We start from the raw sequence: 20,483 nt of genomic DNA, 5'->3' as shown, positions 1-20,483 counted from the left end.
TCAGCCCCCGATCCCGGTGAACGCCGCCTCGTGGGCGCGGCGGCGGCGCACGTCCCGGGCGAAGATCTCCCGCGCGACCTCCCCGAGCGTCCGTGCCGGTGCGTGCAGGTCGAGGCGGCTCGCCTCGGCGACCGTCTTCGCCCAGTACGAGGGGACCTCCGAGCCCAGCGCTCCCGTGATGGCGCCCGCCATCGTCGCGATGGAGTCGCAGTCCCGTCCGTAGTTCACCGAACCGAGCACCGCGTGGCGGTAGTCGCCGCGGGCCACCACCACCATGCCCAGCGCCACGGGGAGTTCCTCGATGGTGTGCAGCCGGGACGGGCGCCGGGCCCCCAGGGACGGCGACCGGTAGTCGGGGCCCACCGTGTCGTAGGGCGCCACCGCCTCCCGCAGCGGGCGCAGCGCCGACTCGAAGTCCGAGTAGCGGGAGGCCGTCTCGCAGACCGTCTCGATGGCCGCCCGCGTCCCGTCCTCGGCCAGGGACAGGCACGCCGCCACGATCGAGTCGGGGCTCGCGCCGGGGGCGCAGGCCGCGGCGACCGCCGCCGCGAAGACGCCCGCGGCCTCCCTGCCGTACGACGACTGGTGCGCGCCCGCGACGTCCAGCGCCTCGGCGTACGCGCCCGCCGGATGGGCCGCGTTGACCAGGCCGACCGGCGCCATGTACATCGTGGCACCGCAGTTGACGATGTTGCCGACACCGGCCTCGCGGGGGTCGGCGTGGCCGTAGTGCAGCCGGGCCACCAGCCACTTCTCCGCGAGAAAGACCCGCTGGAGGGGGATCGCCTCCGCCTCCAGTTCGGGAATCCAGCGGGGGTTGGCCATCAGGTCGGGGACCAGGTGCTCGGCGATCGCGTAGGCGTCGAGATGGTCGCGGACGGCCGCGTACACGCGGACCAGCGCATGGGTCATCAACGTGTCGTCGGTGACGTGGCCGTCGCCCTTGTGGTACGGGGCGATGGGGCGGGCGGTGCGCCAGGCGTCGCCGTGCCAGGGGCCGACGATCCCGTGCACGCGGCCGCCGTGCCGCTCGACGATCTCCTCGGGGGAGCGGCCCTCGACGGGGCCGCCGAGGGCGTCGCCGACGGCGGCGCCGACGAGGGCGCCGGTGATGCGTTCGTCGAGCGTGGGCGTCGCGCCGGGTGGCGGCGTCGCGCCGGACAGGTGCGCGTCGCCGGGAGCGTACGCCTCGGCGGAAGCGCGCGCCTCACCGGAAAGACGCGTTTCGTGTGAAGTGTGCGTCTCGATGTATGTACGCGTATCACCGGAAGTGTGCGTCTCGCCGGGAGAGGGCGTCTCGTCAGGAGTGGGCGTCATGCCCGAATCATCCACCTGGAGCGGCAAGTTCCGTAGCCTCCAGGAGTTCGGCGAGGTGTACGAGGTCGGTGCCGGTCAGGCGGGGCAGGGCGCAGCCCGAGAGGGTGCGGCAGGCGTCGCGCCAGGCGGGCGGGATCGCCTCGCCGCCGCCCAGGGCGCCCGTGAGAGCGCCCGTCAGCGCCGGGGCCGAGTCGGCGACCCGTGACAGGCAGGCCGCGGCGGGAACCGCCTCCGCGATCCGGCCGCGCGCCGCCGTCGCCAGCGCGAGCGCCACCGGGACGGTCTCCGCCGCCGCGATGCCGTAGCTGTAGACGTGGTCCACGATCTGGTGCTCCAGCAGCGGCACGACGGAGAACGTTCCGTCGCCGTCGCGGGCCAGCAGCAGCGCGTGCCGGGCGTTGCGGCCGATCTCGGTGGACTCCGGCAGTTCCGCCAGGGCGGCCGCCACGCAGGTGTCCACGGCCTCCCCGGACAGGGCGAGCGACAGGGCCGCGGCCATGGCGCGCGCGCCGTGCACCCCGTCGCCGTCCTGCGTGTAGCGGGCGTCGAACTCCGCCAGTTCCGCGGCGCTTCGGGGATCGCCCGGATGCGCCACCGCGAGGACGCAGGCCCGCACGCAGGCCGCGTCGTCGAAGTAGTGCGGGTTGTCGTGACCGGTGGCGGGCGGGCGCAGACCGGCGGCGAGGTTGCCGAGTCCCGCGCGCACGGAGATACGGGCGCGCAGCGGCAGGAGTGCCGACTCGACCTCGGGCGCGCGGTCGGCCGCGGCGGCGACCTCACTGGCCACGGCGTTCCAGGACAGATCGATGGCCGCGCGCATCCGACGCTGCCGTCCGAGGTCGCCGAGCGCGCTGTCGTCCCCGGCCCGCAGTACGGCCTCCGCCGCGAACGCCGCCCACTCGGCGTCGTCCGACGGCCCCAGCCTGAGCGGTTCCGGCGGCTGGTTGAGCGCGATCGGCACGGGCAGGGTGGTGGTCGCGTTCTGCTCGGCGAAGGTGTCCAGTTCCCGGGTCAGCCGTCGCGTCCACTCGGGCATCCGGGCGGCCCGGTGCCGGGCCGCGGGCCACCCGGCGGCGTCGCCCGCGGCGAGCCCGAGCAGGAGCCCTTCGACACGCCGTGGGCCGGCGGACGCGTTCACGGTCCCGCCTGCTCCCTGCCGCCCACCGGCGAGCACCCGGCGGGCCCCGGACTCCTCCGGCCACCGCCCCGCGCGGGAGGGCCCTGCCCGCGCCGTGCCGGCTCACCGTGCTCCACGGGGCGGCCGCGCCCCACGGCGCCCCTCACCCCGGCGCCCCCCACTCCGGTGTTCCCCGCGCCCCCCACCCCGGTGCTCCCCGCCCCCCACACCACGGCGATCCCCGCCCCCCACTTCCCGCCCTCGCCCGGCGTCAGCAGCTCCGCCACGTCCAGCACGTGGTGCCCCTCCATGGACGGCAGGCAGCGACCGCGCGCCGGGCCGATCGCCGCAGCCCACTCGGCCGGGACCGCCGAGACACCGCGCGTCGCACCGGCCAGGGCCCCCGCGACCGCGGCCGTGGTGTCGGCGTCGCGGCCCATGTTGACCGCCGTGAGCACCGACTCGGGGAAGTCGCCGTCCGCCGCCGCGTACGCGCCGAAGGCCAGGGCCACCGCCTCGGGGGCCAGGTCCGTCCAGGGATAGCCGCCGATCACCACCGCGGAGCGGACGGCCCGGGCCCCGCGGTGGGCCACCGCCACCGCGCGGCGCAGGGAGCGGGCCGTCCACGAGTCCTCGGGGACGACCGCGAGGGCCGAGGCGACCACGGTGCTCGTCGGCGCGCCGGCCATCGCCGCCGCGACCCCGGCCGCGACGGCCTGACCCCCGTAGATGCCCTCCCCCTCGTGGCTCACCGAGCCGTCGATCGCCACCAGCCGGGCCGCCTCCGCCGGACGCCCCGCGGCGAAGACGCCGAAGGGGGCCGCGCGCATGGCCAGGCCGTCGCTCCAGGCGTGCCGGTGCTGGGCCGAGATGGGCGCCGCAAGGCCCCGCCGGAGGTTCTCCAGCGTGCCCCGCTCGCTGAACCCCGCCCCGCGGAAGGGCCCCTCGTCGCGGTCCGCGATCCACTCGTGCCAGGCCGACTCGACGTGCGCGACGGTGAGTGCCGAGCCGTGCCTGGCCAGCAGCAGCCCCGAGAAGATCGCGTACTCGGTGTCGTCCGTGCCGGAGGGCTGTTCGGCCACGTAGCCCGTGATGCGGCCCCAGCGGGCGCGGATCTCCGACGGCTTCATGTTCTCGGCGGGCGCACCCATCGCGTCCCCGACGGCGAGGCCGAGCAGCGCGCCGCGCGCCCGTTCGCGCAGGCCGGTGACGTCATCGGGTGCGGGGGCCGGGGGAATGCGGGCGACGGAACCCATGCGGTGCCACTCCTCTCAGGGCACCCCCCTCGTCCCGGGGCGAACGGAGCCCCTGTGCGGATCTGTCCCACCGGAGCGGTCCCTCAGAGCCTGCGAGACCACAGCATCACCCGTCCGACGCCGGGATACCGGTACCCTCACGAGTGGGCCTCCACGGACAAACGCGCAGGTTAGCCCAGCCTTTCCTTGCTGGCGGGCCAGAAAATCCCGGCGTACTTTGGTATCCGTCGAAAAGTGGAAACAGTCCAATCAAGCACCCTGGGGGGCCGGCCATGGCCATCATCGACACCGAAGCGACACTGCACGAGGCGCATCGCGACAACCACACGCACCGTGATGTGAACGGTGGCTGGCTGCGCCCGGCCGTCTTCGGCGCAATGGACGGGCTGGTCTCCAACCTGGCCCTGATCACGGGCGTCGCCGGCGGAGCCGTCAGCCGGGAGACCATCATCATCACGGGGCTCGCGGGACTGGCCGCCGGGGCCTTCTCCATGGCCGCCGGCGAGTACACCTCCGTCGCCTCGCAGCGCGAGCTCGTCGAGGCGGAGCTCGAAGTGGAACGCCGGGAGCTCAGGAAGCACCCCGAGGACGAGGAGGAGGAGCTGGCGGCGCTCTACGAGGCGCGCGGCGTGGACCCGGAACTGGCCCGTGAGGTCGCCAAGCAGCTCTCCCACGACCCCGAGCAGGCGCTGGAGATACACGCACGCGAGGAGCTCGGCGTCGACCCCGGCGAACTGCCCTCCCCGATGGTCGCGGCGGTCTCCAGCTTCGGGGCGTTCGCGCTCGGCGCCATCCTGCCGGTCCTGCCGTACCTGCTCGGCGCCCAGGCCCTGTGGCCGGCCCTGCTGGTCGCCCTGATCGGGCTGTTCGCGTGCGGCGCGGTCGTGGCCAAGGTGACGGCGCGCACCTGGTGGTTCAGCGGTCTGCGGCAGCTGGCCCTGGGCGGTGCCGCGGCGGGTGTGACGTACGTCCTGGGTACTTTGTTCGGTACCGCCGTAGGATGACAAGCACTGCCACGTGTGTTCTACCGGTGCGAGGGACCGCACAAGTAGTTGTTACTCGGCGGTTTCGACCGCATGACCACTGGGCATGAGCCGTACGCGCCGCAGGCAATGACGCCTGCGCCGCACACTGTCGCGGTGGGCGACGACGTCCACCGCACCCGGGTCGACGGACACCGATCTGTCCGTTCATGCCGCCTTGATCCCATCGCCGTCCCGCGTGACATCCCTACCACGCCCCGGCGATGTCCGCATGCTGGAACGAGTTATCCGGTTCACGAGAATCGCTCCATCATGTAACCTGCACGAAATTTTGCGCAGAGGGCCAACGTCGTCCCTCGGCACTTGCACATGCCACGACGACGACGGGAGAGCCGATGCGTACACCGCGCCAGCCGTCCCAGCACTCCGAGAATGGCCAGAACTGGTCATTCATGGATGCTCGCCCTGCTGCGCAGGGTATGTACGACCCCCGCAACGAGCACGACGCCTGTGGCGTCGGCTTTGTGGCCACCCTCACCGGTGAGGCGAGCCATGCGCTGGTCGAGCAGGCGCTGACGGTTCTGACCAACCTGGAGCACCGCGGTGCCACCGGCTCCGAGCCCGACTCGGGCGACGGCGCGGGCATTCTCGCCCAGGTCCCCGACGCCTTCTTCCGCGAGGTGGCCGGATTCGAACTGCCCGAGGCGGGCGCGTACGCCGTCGGTATCGCCTTCCTGCCCGAGGACGGCACCGCCGAGGCCGTCGCCCGGATCGACGCGATCGCCGCGGAGGAGGGCCTGACCGTCCTCGGCTGGCGCGAGGTACCCGTCGCCCCCGAGCTGCTCGGCGCGACCGCCCGCGCCACGATGCCCGTCTTCCGCCAGCTCTTCGTGACCGGCGCCGGCAGGGGCATCGAGCTCGACCGCACGGCGTTCGTGCTGCGCAAGCGCGCCGAGCGCGAGGCCGGCGTCTACTTCCCGTCGCTGTCCGCGCGCACCATCGTCTACAAGGGCATGCTGACCACCGGCCAGCTGGAGCCCTTCTTCCCGGACCTGTCCGACCGCCGTTTCGCCACCGCGATCGCCCTGGTCCACTCGCGCTTCTCCACGAACACCTTCCCGAGCTGGCCGCTCGCCCACCCGTACCGCTTCGTCGCGCACAACGGTGAGATCAACACCGTCAAGGGCAACCGCAACTGGATGCGCGCCCGCGAGTCCCAGCTGGTCTCCGACCTGTTCGGTGCCCAGGAGAACCTGGAGCGGATCTTCCCGATCTGCACGCCCGACGCGTCCGACTCCGCCTCCTTCGACGAGGTGCTCGAACTGCTGCACCTCGGCGGCCGCTCTCTCCCGCACTCCGTGCTGATGATGATCCCGGAGGCGTGGGAGAACCACGACGCCATGGACCCGGCCCGGCGCGCCTTCTACGAGTTCCACTCCACGCTGATGGAGCCCTGGGACGGCCCGGCCTGCGTCACCTTCACCGACGGCGTCCAGGTCGGCGCGGTGCTCGACCGCAACGGTCTGCGCCCGGGCCGCTACTGGGTCACCGAGGACGGCCTCGTCGTCCTCGCCTCCGAGGTCGGCGTCCTCGACATCGACCCCGCCAAGGTGGTCCGCAAGGGCCGTCTGCAGCCCGGCCGCATGTTCCTCGTGGACACCGCCGAGCACCGCATCATCGAGGACGACGAGATCAAGGCGACCCTCGCCGCCGAGCAGCCGTACCAGGAGTGGCTGGAGGCCGGCGAGATCGAGCTGGGCGACCTGCCCGAGCGCGAGCACATCGTGCACACCCACGCCTCCGTCACCCGCCGTCAGCAGACCTTCGGCTACACCGAGGAGGAGCTGCGCGTCATCCTCGCGCCGATGGCCAAGACGGGCGCCGAGCCGATCGGCTCGATGGGCACCGACTCGCCGATCGCCGCGCTGAGCGAGCGTCCGCGTCTGCTCTTCGACTACTTCACCCAGCTGTTCGCACAGGTCACCAACCCGCCGCTGGACGCGATCCGCGAGGAGCTGGTCACCTCCCTGCGTTCGTCGCTGGGCCCGCAGGGCAACCTGCTGGAGCCGACCGCGGCCTCCTGCCGCAGCGTCGTGCTGCCCTTCCCGGTGATCGACAACGACGAGCTGGCCAAGCTCATCCACATCAACGCCGACGGCGACATGCCGGGCATGAAGGCCGCCACGCTGTCCGGCCTGTACCGGGTCAGCGGCGGCGGTGACGCCCTCGCGGCACGCATCGAGGAGATCTGCGCCGAGGCCGACGCCGCGATCGACAACGGCGCCCGCCTGATCGTCCTCTCGGACCGCCACTCGGACGCCGAGCACGCGCCGATCCCGTCGCTGCTGCTCACCGCGGCCGTCCACCACCACCTCATCCGCACCAAGCAGCGCACGCAGGTGGGCCTGCTGGTCGAGGCCGGCGACGTCCGCGAGGTCCACCACGTCGCCCTGCTCATCGGCTACGGCGCCGCGGCCGTGAACCCGTACCTGGCGATGGAGTCCGTCGAGGACCTGGTCCGGGCCGGAACGTTCCTGCCGGACGTCGAGCCCGAGAAGGCCCTCCGCAACCTGATCTACGCCCTCGGCAAGGGCGTCCTGAAGGTCATGTCCAAGATGGGCATCTCGACCGTCGCCTCCTACCGCGGCGCCCAGGTCTTCGAGGCCGTCGGCCTCGACGACGCCTTCGTCGAGAAGTACTTCAACGGCACGGCCACCAAGATCGGCGGCGTCGGCATCGACGTCGTCGCCAAGGAGGTCGCCGCCCGGCACGCCAAGGCGTACCCCGCCTCCGGCATCGCTCCCGCACACCGCGCGCTGGAGATCGGCGGCGAGTACCAGTGGCGCCGCGAGGGCGAGCCGCACCTGTTCGACCCGGAGACGATCTTCCGCCTCCAGCACTCCACGCGCACGGCCCGCTACGACGTCTTCAAGAAGTACACGGACCGGGTGAACGAGCAGTCCGAGCGTCTGATGACGCTGCGCGGCCTGTTCGGCCTCCAGTCCGACCGGACGCCGATCCCCGTCGACGAGGTCGAGCCGGTCTCCGAGATCGTCAAGCGCTTCTCCACGGGCGCCATGTCGTACGGCTCCATCTCCAAGGAGGCGCACGAGACGCTCGCCATCGCCATGAACCGGCTGGGCGCCAAGTCCAACACCGGTGAGGGCGGCGAGGACCCGGAGCGCCTGTACGACCCGGCGCGCCGCTCCGCGATCAAGCAGGTGGCCTCCGGGCGCTTCGGCGTGACCTCCGAGTACCTGGTCAACGCGGACGACATCCAGATCAAGATGGCCCAGGGCGCCAAGCCCGGCGAGGGCGGTCAGCTGCCCGGCCACAAGGTGTACCCGTGGGTGGCCAAGACCCGTCACTCGACGCCGGGCGTCGGGCTGATCTCGCCGCCGCCGCACCACGACATCTACTCCATCGAGGACCTGGCCCAGCTGATCCACGACCTGAAGAACGCGAATCCGCAGGCGCGGATCCACGTGAAGCTGGTGTCGGAGGTCGGCGTCGGCACGGTCGCCGCGGGTGTCTCCAAGGCGCACGCGGACGTGGTCCTGATCTCGGGTCACGACGGCGGTACGGGCGCCTCCCCGCTGACGTCGCTGAAGCACGCCGGCGGCCCCTGGGAGCTCGGCCTCGCCGAGACCCAGCAGACGCTGCTGCTCAACGGCCTGCGCGACCGCATCGTCGTGCAGACCGACGGTCAGCTCAAGACCGGCCGCGACGTGGTCATCGCCGCGCTGCTCGGCGCCGAGGAGTTCGGTTTCGCGACCGCGCCGCTCGTCGTCTCCGGCTGCGTCATGATGCGCGTCTGCCACCTGGACACCTGCCCGGTCGGTATCGCCACCCAGAACCCGGTGCTGCGCGAGCGCTTCTCCGGCAGGCCCGAGTTCATCGTGAACTTCTTCGAGTTCATCGCGCAGGAGGTCCGCGAGCTGCTCGCGGAGCTGGGCTTCCGCTCCATCGAGGAGGCCGTCGGCCGTGCCGAGGTCCTCGACGTGACACGGGCCGTCAGCCACTGGAAGGCGCAGGGCCTGGACCTGGAGCCGCTGTTCCACGTGCCCGAGCTGCCCGAGGGCGCCGTGCGCCACCAGTTCGTCGCGCAGGACCACGGCCTGGAGAAGGCGCTCGACAACGAGCTGATCAAGCTCGCCGCCGACGCCCTCGCCGCGGACTCGGCCGACGAGGCCCAGCCGGTGCGCGCCCAGGTCGCCATCCGCAACATCAACCGCACGGTCGGCACCATGCTCGGCCACGAGGTGACGAAGAAGTTCGGTGGCGCGGGCCTGCCCGACGACACCATCGACATCACCTTCACCGGCTCGGCGGGCCAGTCCTTCGGCGCGTTCCTGCCGCGCGGTGTCACGCTGCGCCTGGAGGGCGACGCCAACGACTACGTCGGCAAGGGCCTGTCCGGCGGCCGCGTGATCGTACGGCCCGACCGTGCGGCCGACCACCTCGCCGAGTACTCCACGATCGCCGGCAACACCCTCGCCTACGGCGCGACCGGCGGCGAGCTGTTCCTGCGCGGCCGTACCGGTGAGCGGTTCTGCGTCCGCAACTCCGGTGCGCTCGTGGTCTCGGAGGGCGTGGGCGACCACGGCTGCGAGTACATGACCGGCGGCCGGGCGGTCGTTCTCGGCGAGACCGGCCGCAACTTCGCGGCCGGCATGTCGGGCGGGGTCGCCTACGTCATCGACCTGAACCGCGACAACGTCAACGCCGGCAACCTCGGCGCCGTCGAAGCCCTCGACGACGCCGACCGGCAGTGGCTGCACGACGTGGTGCGCCGCCACGCGGAGGAGACCGGCTCCACGGTCGCCGGGAAGCTCCTCGCCGACTGGTCCGTCGCCGTCGAGCGCTTCAGCAAGATCATCCCCAGCACGTACAAGGCAGTGCTCGCCGCCAAGGACGCCGCCGAGCGAGCCGGTCTCTCCGAGGCCGAGATCACCGAGAAGATGATGGAGGCGGCGACCAATGGCTGATCCCAAGGGCTTCCTGACGCACGGCCGTGAGGTCGCCACGTCCCGTCCGGTGGACGAGCGCCTCAAGGACTGGAACGAGGTCTACGTTCCCGGCTCGCTGCTGCCGATCATCAGCACGCAGGCCAGCCGGTGCATGGACTGCGGCATCCCGTTCTGCCACAACGGCTGTCCGCTGGGGAACCTGATCCCCGAGTGGAACGACTACGCGTACCGCGAGGACTGGGCCGAGGCGTCGGAGCGGCTGCACGCCACGAACAACTTCCCGGAGTTCACGGGCCGGCTGTGCCCCGCCCCGTGCGAGTCGGCGTGCGTGCTCGGCATCAACCAGCCGCCGGTCACCATCAAGAACGTCGAGGTCTCGATCATCGACAAGGCGTGGGACGGCGGCACCGTGAAGCCGCAGATCCCCGAGCGCCTGTCGGGCAAGACCGTGGCCGTCATCGGCTCCGGGCCCGCGGGTCTGGCCGCCGCCCAGCAGCTGACCCGGGCCGGCCACACGGTCGCGGTGTACGAGCGCGCGGACCGCATCGGCGGCCTGCTGCGCTACGGCATCCCCGAGTTCAAGATGGAGAAGCGGCACATCAACCGCCGTATCGAGCAGATGCGCGCGGAGGGCACCCGCTTCCGCACGGGCGTCGAGATCGGCCGTGACCTCAAGGCGACGGACCTGCGCAAGCGGTACGACGCGGTGGTGATCGCGGCGGGCGCCACGACCGCCCGTGACCTGCAGGTGCCCGGCCGCGAGCTCACGGGCGTGTACCAGGCCATGGAGTACCTGCCCCTGGCCAACAAGGTCCAGGAGGGCGACTACATCACCTCGCCGATCTCGGCCGAGGGCAAGCACGTGGTCGTGATCGGCGGCGGTGACACGGGCGCGGACTGCGTGGGCACGGCCCACCGGCAGGGTGCGGCCTCCGTCACACAGCTGGAGATCATGCCCCGCCCGGGCGACGAGCGGAACCCGGTCTCCCAGCCGTGGCCGACCTTCCCGATGCTCTACAAGGTCACCTCCGCGCACGAGGAGGGCGGCGAGCGGGTCTACTCCGTCTCGACGACCCACTTCGAGGGCGACGAGGACGGCAACGTGCAGTGGCTGCATCTGATCGAGGTCGAGTTCGTGGACGGCAGGCTGACGCAGAAGCCGGGCACGGAGCGGAAGATCCCCGCGCAGCTGGTGACGCTGGCGATGGGCTTCACCGGCACCGACCAGGACAACGGCCTGGTGGAGCAGTTCGGCCTGGAGCTGGACGAGCGCGGCAACATCGCGCGCGACGCCGACTTCCAGACCAACCTCCCGGGCGTGTTCGTGGCCGGTGACGCGGGCCGCGGCCAGTCGCTCATCGTGTGGGCGATCGCCGAGGGCCGCTCGGCGGCGCGCGGCGTCGACCGCCACCTCACGGGTGCCAGCGACCTGCCGGCCCCGATCCGCCCGACGGACCGCTCGCTGACGGTCTGACGGTCTGACGGCCCCCAGGTGTGACCTGACGGTCACTCATCCGCGTCCCGTCCAACGGCGTACGGAACACGGACGGCGCCCGCCCCGACGTCCCCTGCCGGACGACGGGGTGGGCGCCGTCGCACGTCCGGGCCGGGGCCGGACCCACCGGGGCCCGGGCGCCCCGCGCCGCGGGAGGGCGGTGGCGTAGCCTCGGCACCCGTCCCCGTCCCCGTCCCCGTGCGCGAAGGGAGTCCCATGGCCGCCATCAGCCTCGCCGAGGTGGAGGAGGCCGCGCCCACGCTCGTCGACCTCTACAAGAGCGCCGGGGTGTCACTGCGCAAGCACGGTCTGGGCGGGCAGCGAGCCGCCGTCTACCTGGTGGTCGACTACTCGGGGTCCATGAAGCCGTACTACAGGGACGGCAGTGTGCAGGCACTCGCCGACCGCGTGCTCGGGCTGTCCGCACACCTCGACGACGACGGGAGCGTGCCCGTCGTCTTCTTCTCCACGGACGTCGACGCGGTCACCGACATCTCCCTGGCCGACCACCGGGGCCGGATCGACCGGATCGTGGCCGGGCTCGGGCACATGGGCAGGACCAGCTACCACCTGGCCATGGACGCCGTCATCGACCACTACCTCGACAGCGGGTCCAGGGAACCGGCGCTCGTCGTCTTCCAGACCGACGGCGGCCCCGTCAACAAGCTCGCCGCGGAGCGCTATCTGTGCAAGGCGGCCCGGCTGCCCATGTTCTGGCAGTTCATAGGGTTCGGGGACCCCACCGGCAAGCAGTTCGACTTCCTGCGCAGGCTGGACGAACTGGCCGTGCCGCATCAGCGCGTCGTCGACAACGCCGGTTTCTTCCATGCGGGTGCGGACCCGCGGGAGGCGTCCGACGACGCGTTGTACGACCGTCTGGTGGGCGAGTTCCCGCAGTGGCTCGCGGCGGCGCGGGCGCAGGGGATCGCGGCACCGGGGTGAGCCGGCGGGACGGACGGGCGGCGCGCCCTCACGGGCCGGAGCCGACACCGGCGAGGACGGCTGCACGGCACTGCGCGGGCGTGCCCCACGCGGCGAGCAGGGCACGGGACTTGGTCAGCCACAGGGACAGGTCGTACTCGGCGGTGTAGCCGATCGCCCCGTGCAACTGGAGTGCGGTCCGGGCGGTGGCGTACGCCGCCTCGCAGGCCGTGACCTTGGCGGCGGCCACGTCCTGCGGGCTCATCGACAGGGCGGCGCCGAAGAGCAGCGGCCGCGCGAACTCCAGGGCGGTCTTCGCGTCGGCCAGCCGATGCCCGACCGCCTGGAACGAGCCTATGGGGACCCCGAACTGGACCCGCTGCTTGACGTAGGCGACGGTTCGGTCCAGCAGGGCGAGACCGACGCCCAGTGCCTGGGCGGCGGTGGCCAGACGGGCCCGGTCGAGGGCGCCGGGCGGGACACCGGGGGACAGGAGCTCACCGCCGGGGAGCGGAGTGGCGAGCCTGCGGGCCGGGTCCAGCGAGGGTCTGGGCCCCGGCCGGCAGCCGGGGGAGAGCCGCACCTCCCCGTCGGCGAGGGCGAGTACGGCGTCGGCCGCGTCACCGTCGAGCGCGTACGGCGCGCCGACCGTGACCATCGTCCGGCCCGCGGCCACCCCGGGCAGCAGCCGCTCGGCCTGATCGGGCGCCTCCGCGAGCAGGGCCGCGGCGAGCACCGTCTCCACCACCGGGCCCGGCACCGCGTGGCGGCCCAGCTCCACGAAGGCCACGGCGAGTTCCACGGGCAGCGGGCCCATCCCCCCGTACGCCTCGGGGACCGCCAGCGCGAAGACGCCCGCCTCGCCGAGCCGGGACCACAGGGCCCGCCCGGCGGTGTGGTCGCCGGCCCCCCACGACCGTACGACCGCCGGTGTGTCCGCGGCGGTCAGCAGGCCGTCCAGCGAGCGGGCGAAGGCGCGCTGTTCGTCCGTGAGCAGGAAACGCATCAGCGTCGGCCCTTCGGCAGGCCGAGCAGGCGCTCGGCGATGATGTCGCGCTGGATCTCGTTGGTGCCGGCGTAGATGGGGCCCGCGAGGGAGAAGACGTAGCCCTCCGCCCAGTCGGTGTCGGCGGCCTCGCCCTCCGCGGCCAGCAGTTCGAGCGCCGTCTCGTGCAGCGCGATGTCGTACTGGGACCAGAACACCTTGTTCATGCTGGACTCCGGACCGAGGGACCCGCCGTCGAGGAAGCGGGACGCGCCCGCGTAGGTGAACAGCTGGTACGCCCGGGCCCCGATCACCGCGTCGGCCACCCGGTCGCCCGCCTCCCCGGGGCAGCCGCGCGCGTGCCACAGCTCGACCAGCCGGTCGGCGGCGGCCAGGAAACGGCCGGGGGAGCGCAGCGTCAGCCCGCGTTCGTTGCCCGCCGTCGACATGGCGATCCGCCAGCCCCGGCCCGGCTCGCCGATCACGTCCTCGTCGGGCACGAAGACGTCGTCCAGGAACAGCTCGGCGAAGGCCGGCTTGCCGTCGAGACGGCCGATCGGCCGGACCGTGACCCCAGGCGCGCGCAGGTCGAACATGAGGTAGGTGAGGCCCTGGTGCGGCCTGGGCGCCGCCGGGTCGCTGCGGAACAGCCCGAACGCGCGATCCGCGAACGCCGCCCGCGACGACCACGTCTTCTGGCCGCGCAGCAGCCACCCGCCGTCCGTGCGCACCGCCTTCGACGTCAGCGACGCCAGGTCCGAGCCCGCCTCCGGCTCGGACCACGCCTGCGCCCAGACCACCTCGCCCGACGCCATCGGCGGCAGGACGCGCGTCCGCTGCTCCGGAGTCCCGTGCTCGAGGAGGGTCGGCGCCAGCAGACTGATGCCGTTCTGGCTGACGCGGCCCGGCGCGCCCGCCGCGTAGTACTCCTCCTCGAAGATCAGCCATCGCACCAGCCCCGCGTCCCGTCCGCCGTACGCGGCCGGCCAGGACACCACCGACCAGCGGTCCGCGGCGAGTTCGGCCTCCCACGCGCGGTGCGCCGCGAAGCCCTCCTCGGTCTCCAGGGAGGGCAGCGGGACGGCGGGCACGTGGGCGGAGAGCCAGGCCCGGGCCTGCGCGCGGAAGTCCTCGTCGGCGGGGGAGTGGGTGAGGTCCACGGTCACCGTCCTTCCCTAACAAGTGTTTGGTAGGTTAGCGTGGACCCATGACAGACGTCGAGAGTCCGTCGTACGTCGCCGGCCACGGGCTGCTGGAGGGCCGCACCGCCGTCATCACCGCGGCGGCCGGGGCGGGGATCGGAGGAGCCACCGCGCGCCGGTTCCTGGAGGAGGGCGCGCGGGTGGTGATCAGCGACACCCATGTGCGCCGGCTCAAGGAGTACGAGGCGGAGCTGGGCCGCCGGTTCGAGGGCGCGGTGGCGGCGGTCCCCTGCGACGTCACCGACGAGAGCCAGGTGCGGACCCTGTTCGACACGGCCGTCCGGGAGCACGGGCGCCTCGACATCGTCGTGAACAACGCCGGCCTCGGCGGCACGGCCCCGCTCGTCGACATGACCGACGAGCAATGGTCGACGGTGCTGGACGTGACCCTGAACGGCACGTTCCGGTGCACGCGCGCGGCCCTGCGCGCGATGAAGATGAAGGGGACGGGCGGCGGTGTGATCGTCAACAACGCCTCGGTGATCGGCTGGCGCGCCCAGGCCGGCCAGGCCCACTACGCCGCCGCGAAGGCCGGCGTGATGGCCCTGACCCGGTGCGCGGCGATCGAGGCGGCCCCGTACGGGGTGCGGGTGAACGCCGTCGCGCCGAGCCTCGCCATGCACCCGCACCTCGTCAAGGTGACGACTCCCGAACTCCTGGAGGAGCTGACCGCGCGGGAGGCGTTCGGGCGCTACGCACAGCCGTGGGAGGTCGCCAACGTGATCGTCTTCCTGGCGTCCGGCTACTCCTCGTACATGACCGGTGAGGTGGTCCCCGTCAGCAGCCAGCACGCCTAGGACCACAATGGACCCGTGCCGACCAAGAAGAAGCCCCAGGTGACCGCCGCGCCCGCCCGCCGCCGTGAACTCCTCGACACCGCCGCCGAGGTGTTCGCCGACCAGGGCTACAACGCCACCACCGTCCGCACGATCGCGGACCACGCCGGGATGCTCGCGGGCAGCCTCTACTACCACTTCGACTCCAAGGAGTCGATGCTGGAGGAGATCCTGCGCACGTTCCTGGACGAGCTGTGGAGCGGCTACGACACCGTCCTGGAGGCCGAACTCGGTCCGCGGGAGACGCTCGAGGCGCTGGTCACCGAGTCCTTCCGGGAGATCGACCGGCACCGCGCGGCCGTCGCGATCTACCAGAAGGAGTCCAAGCATCTGGCGGCGCAGGAACGGTTCGCGTTCCTCGCCGCGTCGCAGCGCAGGTTCGAGAAGACCTGGCTGTCCACGCTGGAGCGCGGGGTCGCCGACCGGGTGTTCCGCTCCGACCTCGACGTCCGGCTCACCTACCGGTTCGTGCGCGACACCGTGTGGGTCGCGGCGTCCTGGTACCGGCCCGGCGGACAGCACAGCCCGGAGGAGATCGCCCGGCAGTACCTGTCGATGGTGCTCGACGGAATCGCCGTGCGTACCCCGCCACATCCGAACAGCCGTCCCGTGTGAGGAGTTGACCATGGCCGAGGCATACGTCGTCGAAGCGGTCCGCACGCCCGTCGGGCGGCGCGGTGGTGGCCTGAGCGGGGTGCATCCGGCCGACCTGGGGGCGCATGTGCTGAGGGCCCTGGTGGCGCGCTCCGGCATCGACCCGGCCGCCGTGGAGGACGTCGTCTTCGGCTGCCTGGACACGGTGGGGCCGCAGGCCGGCGACATCGCCCGCACCTGCTGGCTGGCGGCCGGGCTGCCCGAGGAGGTGCCGGGCGTGACGGTGGACCGTCAGTGCGGCTCCTCGCAGCAGGCCGTGCACTTCGCGGCGCAGGCCGTGCTCTCCGGCACTCAGGACCTGGTGGTCGCGGGCGGTGTCCAGAACATGTCGCAGATCCCCATCGCCTTCGCCTCCCGCCAGGCCGCCGAACCGCTGGGGCTCGCCCAGGGGCCGTTCGCGGGCAGCGAGGGGTGGCGCGCCCGCTACGGCGACCGGCCCGTCAACCAGTTCCACGGTGCCGAACTGATCGCCGCCAAGTGGGGCATCAGCCGGCGCGACCAGGAGGAGTTCGCGCTGCGCTCCCACCGGCGGGCCCTGAGGGCGATCGACGAGGGCCGCTTCGAGCGTGAGATCGTCGCCCACCGGGACGTCACGGTCGACGAGGGCCCGCGCCGCGACACCTCGCCGGAGAAGATGGCCGCGCTGAAGCCGGTCCTCGACGGCGGCACCATCACCGCCGCCTGCTCCTCGCAGGTCTCCGACGGTGCGGCGGCCCTGCTGCTGGCCTCGGAGCGGGCGGTACGGGAACACGGACTGACGCCGCGCGCCCGGGTCCACCATCTCTCGGTGCGCGGCGAGGACCCCATCCGCATGCTGTCGGCGCCGATCCCCGCCACCGCGCACGCGCTGAAGAAGACCGGCCTCACCATCGACGACATCGACCTCGTCGAGATCAACGAGGCGTTCGCCCCGGTCGTCCTCGCCTGGCTGAAGGAGACGGGTGCCGACCCGGAGAGGGTCAACGTCAACGGCGGCGCCATCGCCCTCGGCCACCCCCTGGGCGCGACGGGCGCCAAACTGATGACCACCCTGCTGCACGAACTGGAGCGCACCGGAGGCCGCTACGGACTGCAGACGATGTGCGAGGGCGGCGGCCAGGCGAACGTGACGATCATCGAGCGGCTCTGAGGGATTCCAGCGCCGCCAGTGCCTCCTCCGCCTCCGCCATGATCCGCCCCACCAGCTCCGCGCACGAGGGCAGGTCGTCGATCACCCCGGCGACCTGCCCGGACGCCATCACCCCGAGATCCGTCCGCCCCTCCACCATGGCGGCCCTGAGCAGCATCGGCGTGTTCGCGGCCAGCAGGACCTGGCTCCAGGTCAGCTCCTTGCCGTGCTTCAGCGCCAGACCGTCGCGGATCACCCTCCGCCACGTCAGGCCCGACAGCTTCCGGAAGCCGGACGCCCGGCGCACCGCATGCAGCAGCGCCCGCGCTCGGCCCGCTCGCTCCAGTGCGTCGACGAGCGGCGTGCGCAGCATACGGTGGGGCAGGCCGTCGACCGCCGTCGTCACCGTGACGTCCTTCACGGTCGCGGCCAGATACCTCGCCTTCACCGCGTCCGGGACCGTCGAGTCCGACGTCAGCAGGAATCGCGTGCCCATCGCCACCCCCGACGCCCCGTAGGCCAGCGCCGCGACCAGCCCCCGTCCGTCGTGGAAACCGCCGGCTGCCACCACCGGGATGTCCACCGCGTCCACCACCTGCGGCAGCAGCACGGTCGTCGCCACCTCGCCGGTGTGGCCGCCGCCCTCGCCGCCCTGCACGATCACCGCGTCCGCACCCCAGGCGGCCACCTTCTCCGCATGCCGCCGGGCGCCCACGGAGGGGACCACGATCACGCCCGCCGCCTTCAACTCGGCGATCAGCTCACGCGAGGGGGCCAGCGCGAAGGACGCCACCCGCACCCCCTCCTCGACGAGGATCCGCACCCGGTCGGCCGCGTCCGAGGCGTCCGCGCGCAGATTCACCCCGAACGGCGCGTCCGTACGCGAGCGGACCTCCCGTATCGCGTCCCGCAACCGGTCGGGCGTCATGGTCGCGGAGGCCAGGACGCCCAGCGCGCCCGCGTTCGCCGTGGCGGAGACCAGGCGCGGCCCGGCCACCCAGCCCATGCCCGTCTGGACGACCGGATGCCGGATGCCGACGAGCCGGGTGAGCGCGGTGTCCATCAGCGTCCTCCGTCCCCCGCGGCCCGACCGGGAACCTCGCGCTCCCGTACGGCCTGCGGATCGATCACCTCGCGGATCAGCCGCAGCTCCTCCGGCGTGGGCTCCCGCGTGTACGGCACCTCCTGCGGCACCGTCAGCTCGAAGCCCGTCGCCTCGCGCACCTCCTGCACCGTCACCCCGGGGTGCAGCGAGGCCAGCCGCATCGACCGGTCGGGGGTGGCGAAGTCGAAGACTCCGAGGTCGGACACCACGCGCGGGATGCAGTGGAAGCGGGCGGTGGCAGGGTGCCGGGCCGCCCGGTCGTACCCCACCCCGCACACCATGTCGACCCGCTCGACGAACACCCGCCGCGAGTGCCGCGGTATCCAGTAACTGGTCGGGTGGTTCAAGGTGTTGACCGGTGCCCCGCGCACCCCGAGCAACTGCCGCCGGGGCCGTGCCCAGTCGCCGATGCACGAGATGTTCTGGTTGCCGAAGCGGTCGATCTGGCTCGCGCCCATCATCACGTGCCGCCGGCCGCCGGTGACGAGGGCCAGATGCTGTCGGTACGGCAGCCAGCCCTCCACCGTGCCGTCGAGGCCCACGAGCATCGCCTCGCCGTCGGTGAGCAGCAGGTCCGGGGAGAAGGTGTGCCGGGCGAGGCGCGCCCCGACGGACGGGACCGGGCCCATGGGGCTGGCCAGGATCTCCCCCGCGCCGCGCCACGCCTCGGCACAGGCGATCACGCAGTACTCGGCGCGGGTCGCTCCGCTCATGACCGCTCCTTGTGCCAGGCCCGGACGGCCGACTGATACGCCTGTTCGTCCCCGGCGAGGAACCGCTCGGCGAACCGGGGCCACGCCGTGGTCGCGTAGTGCTTCTGGAACGGCTCGTCCCGGTCGTGGTCGGGTGCGCAGGAGGTGAAGTGCGCGCCGTTCGGCGTCTCCACGACGCCGGTCACGGTGTGCCGCTTGACGAGCAGGGTGTGCGGCGCCGCCTCCTTCGTCAGCTCCGCGGTGTCCACGATCCGCTCGCACGAGACGTACGCGGCGTCGGCGGCCTCGCAGAACAGGTCGTCGAAGTAGGGATCCGGGCCCAGACACTGGCCGTTGCCCAGCCGGTCGGCGCGGTGGACATGGACCAGGGCCGCATCCAGCCGCAGCGCGGGCATGGCGACGAACTCCTCGCGGCCTCCGGGCCCGCCCGCGCCCGCACCGACGGCATCCCCGGGCGTGCCGGGCCGGGCCGGGCGGGCGAACGGCCCCCCGTCCTCGTACGGCGAGGTGACCGTCCGCAGGCCGGGGTTGACCCGCATCACATCCGAGCCGACGCCCGCCCGCACCGGCAGGAACGGCAGCCGGTTGGCCGCCGCGTGCAGCCCCCACATGAACATCGCCTCGTCGATCTCCACCAGTTCGAACGCGCCGCTCTCACGTGCCGCCCGGACATGCGGCTCCAGCGGGATCGTGTCGAGGGTCGTGAAGGCGGCGACCAGGGTGCGGATCCGCCCGGCGGCCGCCAGCATGCCGACGTCCGGGCCGCCGTAGGAGACGACCGTCAGATCGGTGATCCCCGAGCGGAGCAGCGCCCGCACCAGCGCCATCGGTTTGCGGCGCGAGCCCCAGCCGCCGATGCCGAGGGTCATGCCGCTCTCCAGCCGGGAGACGACCTCCTCGGCGGTCATCGTCTTGTCCCCCATCTATGCCTCCTCCGTCCCGAAGGTGTCCCGGACGCGGTCGGCCACGCCGCTCAGGTTCGCCTCGAAGGTGAAGCCCTGCTCGAAGCGGTAACTGCGGCGCACGTCGACCGGGTCGATGCCGTTGATGGCGGCCTTGGCGAGCCGGAGCAGCTCGCCGTCCTTGGCGGCGATCTCCCGGGCCAGCTCCAGGGCGGCCGCGCGCAGCCCCTCCCGCGGCACGACCCGCCACACCGAGCCGTGCGCGTGCAGTTCGGCCGCCGTCGCCGTCCGCGCGGTGTAGTACAGGGCGCGCATCAGGTGCGGGGGGACCAGCCGCGCCAGGTGCGTGGCCGCGCCCAGGGCGCCGCGGTCCAGCTCGGGCAGCCCGAAGACGGCGTCCTCGCTCGCCACGATCGCGTCCGCGTTGCCGGCCAGTCCTATCCCGCCGCCCAGGCAGAAGCCGTGCACGGCCGCCACGACCGGCACCTCGCACTCGTAGACCGCCGCGAACGCCTCGAAGCATCCGCGGTTGGCCCCGATGAGCGCCTCGCTGCCCCGGGCCTGTATCTCCTTGATGTCCACGCCCGCGTTGAAACCGCGCCCCTCCGCGGTCAGCACCACACAGCGGACCTCCCGGTCGCGGCCCGCCGACCGCACGGCGTCGGCCAGGGCGAACCAGCCGCCCACCGGCAGTGCGTTCACCGGCGGGAAGGCGACCGTGACGACGGCGATCCCTTTTTCCGGGCACGAGGTGGAGACACCCATGGGCACATCAGCTACCTTTCCACCAAACGTTTGTTAGGCGCGATTCGACGCTAGCAGCCATCGCATTCCGGCGGGAGGCCCTGTGGACGACTCAGCCGTTCCGTCCCCGGCATCGGGCGACGGGCCGTCGCGCGGAGCTCCCGGCGGGAGCTCC

Annotated in this window: 16 protein-coding genes; 7 read left to right on the top strand and 9 right to left on the bottom strand. The window is 72.6% G+C overall.

Going from position 1 to position 20,483, the window contains the following annotated elements:
* From ACFYMU_RS12875 to ACFYMU_RS12865, 3 genes are read right to left on the bottom strand one after another with little or no spacing between them, the layout of a single operon-like run.
* Entirely contained in the window at window positions 1-1,317 is a 1,317-nt protein-coding gene (locus ACFYMU_RS12875; protein WP_388372021.1) for an ADP-ribosylglycohydrolase family protein, read from the bottom strand.
* Window positions 1,318-1,324: 7 nt separating this feature from the next.
* The gene (locus tag ACFYMU_RS12870) at window positions 1,325-2,491 is read right to left on the bottom strand and encodes an ADP-ribosylglycohydrolase family protein (RefSeq protein WP_388372019.1); all 1,167 of its coding nucleotides are present in this window, start codon (window positions 2,489-2,491) and stop codon (window positions 1,325-1,327) included.
* Window positions 2,452-3,690 (bottom strand): ADP-ribosylglycohydrolase family protein, encoded by a 1,239-nt coding sequence (locus ACFYMU_RS12865; RefSeq protein WP_388372017.1) that lies wholly within the window; start codon window positions 3,688-3,690, stop codon window positions 2,452-2,454. Before ACFYMU_RS12865 ends, ACFYMU_RS12870 begins: the two co-directional genes overlap by 40 nt.
* Before the next feature lie 272 nt (window positions 3,691-3,962).
* On the opposite strand from ACFYMU_RS12865, the gene ACFYMU_RS12860 reads away from it, so the two are divergent.
* From ACFYMU_RS12860 to ACFYMU_RS12845, 4 genes are all read left to right on the top strand, one after another.
* On the top strand, window positions 3,963-4,694 hold the full coding sequence (locus ACFYMU_RS12860; protein ID WP_388372015.1) for a VIT1/CCC1 transporter family protein: 732 nt from the start codon (window positions 3,963-3,965) through the stop codon (window positions 4,692-4,694).
* 374 nt (window positions 4,695-5,068) lie between these two features.
* Complete coding sequence (gene gltB / locus ACFYMU_RS12855; RefSeq protein ID WP_388372013.1) at window positions 5,069-9,661, top strand: glutamate synthase large subunit; 4,593 nt, start codon at window positions 5,069-5,071, stop codon at window positions 9,659-9,661.
* Entirely contained in the window at window positions 9,654-11,117 is a 1,464-nt protein-coding gene (locus tag ACFYMU_RS12850; RefSeq protein ID WP_388372012.1) for a glutamate synthase subunit beta, read from the top strand. Before gltB ends, ACFYMU_RS12850 begins: the two co-directional genes overlap by 8 nt.
* Window positions 11,118-11,354: 237 nt before the next feature.
* Window positions 11,355-12,080, top strand: coding sequence for a VWA domain-containing protein (locus ACFYMU_RS12845; RefSeq protein WP_388372010.1), 726 nt, complete (start codon window positions 11,355-11,357; stop codon window positions 12,078-12,080).
* A gap of 28 nt (window positions 12,081-12,108) precedes the next feature.
* Here the strand turns inward: ACFYMU_RS12845 and ACFYMU_RS12840 are convergent, their stop codons facing one another.
* Together ACFYMU_RS12840 and ACFYMU_RS12835 are read right to left on the bottom strand one after the other, a co-directional pair.
* On the bottom strand, window positions 12,109-13,065 hold the full coding sequence (locus tag ACFYMU_RS12840) for an acyl-CoA dehydrogenase family protein (RefSeq protein ID WP_388372008.1): 957 nt from the start codon (window positions 13,063-13,065) through the stop codon (window positions 12,109-12,111).
* Window positions 13,065-14,204: an acyl-CoA dehydrogenase family protein gene (locus ACFYMU_RS12835; RefSeq protein ID WP_388372006.1), complete on the bottom strand. Its 1,140-nt coding sequence runs from the start codon at window positions 14,202-14,204 to the stop codon at window positions 13,065-13,067. Before ACFYMU_RS12835 ends, ACFYMU_RS12840 begins: the two co-directional genes overlap by 1 nt.
* A 47-nt stretch (window positions 14,205-14,251) precedes the next feature.
* Between ACFYMU_RS12835 and ACFYMU_RS12830 the strand changes: the two genes are divergently transcribed.
* Genes ACFYMU_RS12830 through ACFYMU_RS12820 form a run of 3 tightly spaced genes read left to right on the top strand, consistent with a single transcriptional unit; the run spans window position 14,252 to window position 16,865 of the window.
* Window positions 14,252-15,043, top strand: coding sequence for an SDR family oxidoreductase (locus ACFYMU_RS12830; protein WP_388372004.1), 792 nt, complete (start codon window positions 14,252-14,254; stop codon window positions 15,041-15,043).
* Between the two features lie 15 nt (window positions 15,044-15,058).
* The gene (locus tag ACFYMU_RS12825; RefSeq protein ID WP_388372002.1) at window positions 15,059-15,697 is read left to right on the top strand and encodes a TetR/AcrR family transcriptional regulator; all 639 of its coding nucleotides are present in this window, start codon (window positions 15,059-15,061) and stop codon (window positions 15,695-15,697) included.
* Window positions 15,698-15,707: 10 nt separating this feature from the next.
* Window positions 15,708-16,865, top strand: coding sequence for an acetyl-CoA C-acetyltransferase (locus tag ACFYMU_RS12820; protein ID WP_388372000.1), 1,158 nt, complete (start codon window positions 15,708-15,710; stop codon window positions 16,863-16,865).
* On the opposite strand, the gene ACFYMU_RS12815 is transcribed toward ACFYMU_RS12820, so the two are convergent.
* Genes ACFYMU_RS12815 through ACFYMU_RS12800 form a run of 4 tightly spaced genes read right to left on the bottom strand, consistent with a single transcriptional unit; the run spans window position 16,849 to window position 20,329 of the window.
* Window positions 16,849-17,907 carry an NAD(P)H-dependent flavin oxidoreductase gene (locus ACFYMU_RS12815; RefSeq protein ID WP_388371998.1) on the bottom strand — a complete coding sequence of 353 codons (1,059 nt, stop codon included), beginning with the start codon at window positions 17,905-17,907 and terminating at the stop codon, window positions 16,849-16,851. The genes ACFYMU_RS12820 and ACFYMU_RS12815 overlap by 17 nt on opposite strands.
* Window positions 17,907-18,662, bottom strand: coding sequence for a CoA-transferase subunit beta (locus ACFYMU_RS12810; RefSeq protein ID WP_388371996.1), 756 nt, complete (start codon window positions 18,660-18,662; stop codon window positions 17,907-17,909). Before ACFYMU_RS12810 ends, ACFYMU_RS12815 begins: the two co-directional genes overlap by 1 nt.
* Complete coding sequence (locus tag ACFYMU_RS12805) at window positions 18,659-19,585, bottom strand: CoA transferase subunit A (RefSeq protein WP_388371994.1); 927 nt, start codon at window positions 19,583-19,585, stop codon at window positions 18,659-18,661. Before ACFYMU_RS12805 ends, ACFYMU_RS12810 begins: the two co-directional genes overlap by 4 nt.
* Window positions 19,586-20,329 (bottom strand): enoyl-CoA hydratase family protein, encoded by a 744-nt coding sequence (locus tag ACFYMU_RS12800; RefSeq protein WP_388371992.1) that lies wholly within the window; start codon window positions 20,327-20,329, stop codon window positions 19,586-19,588.
* Window positions 20,330-20,483 lie beyond the last annotated feature (154 nt).

Origin of the sequence: Streptomyces sp. NPDC007264 (genome assembly GCF_042869095.1) — a bacterium.
Lineage (GTDB): Bacteria > Actinomycetota > Actinomycetes > Streptomycetales > Streptomycetaceae > Streptomyces.
Note: the sequence above shows the minus strand (reverse complement) of the source record. Positions and strands in the feature narration are given on the sequence as shown.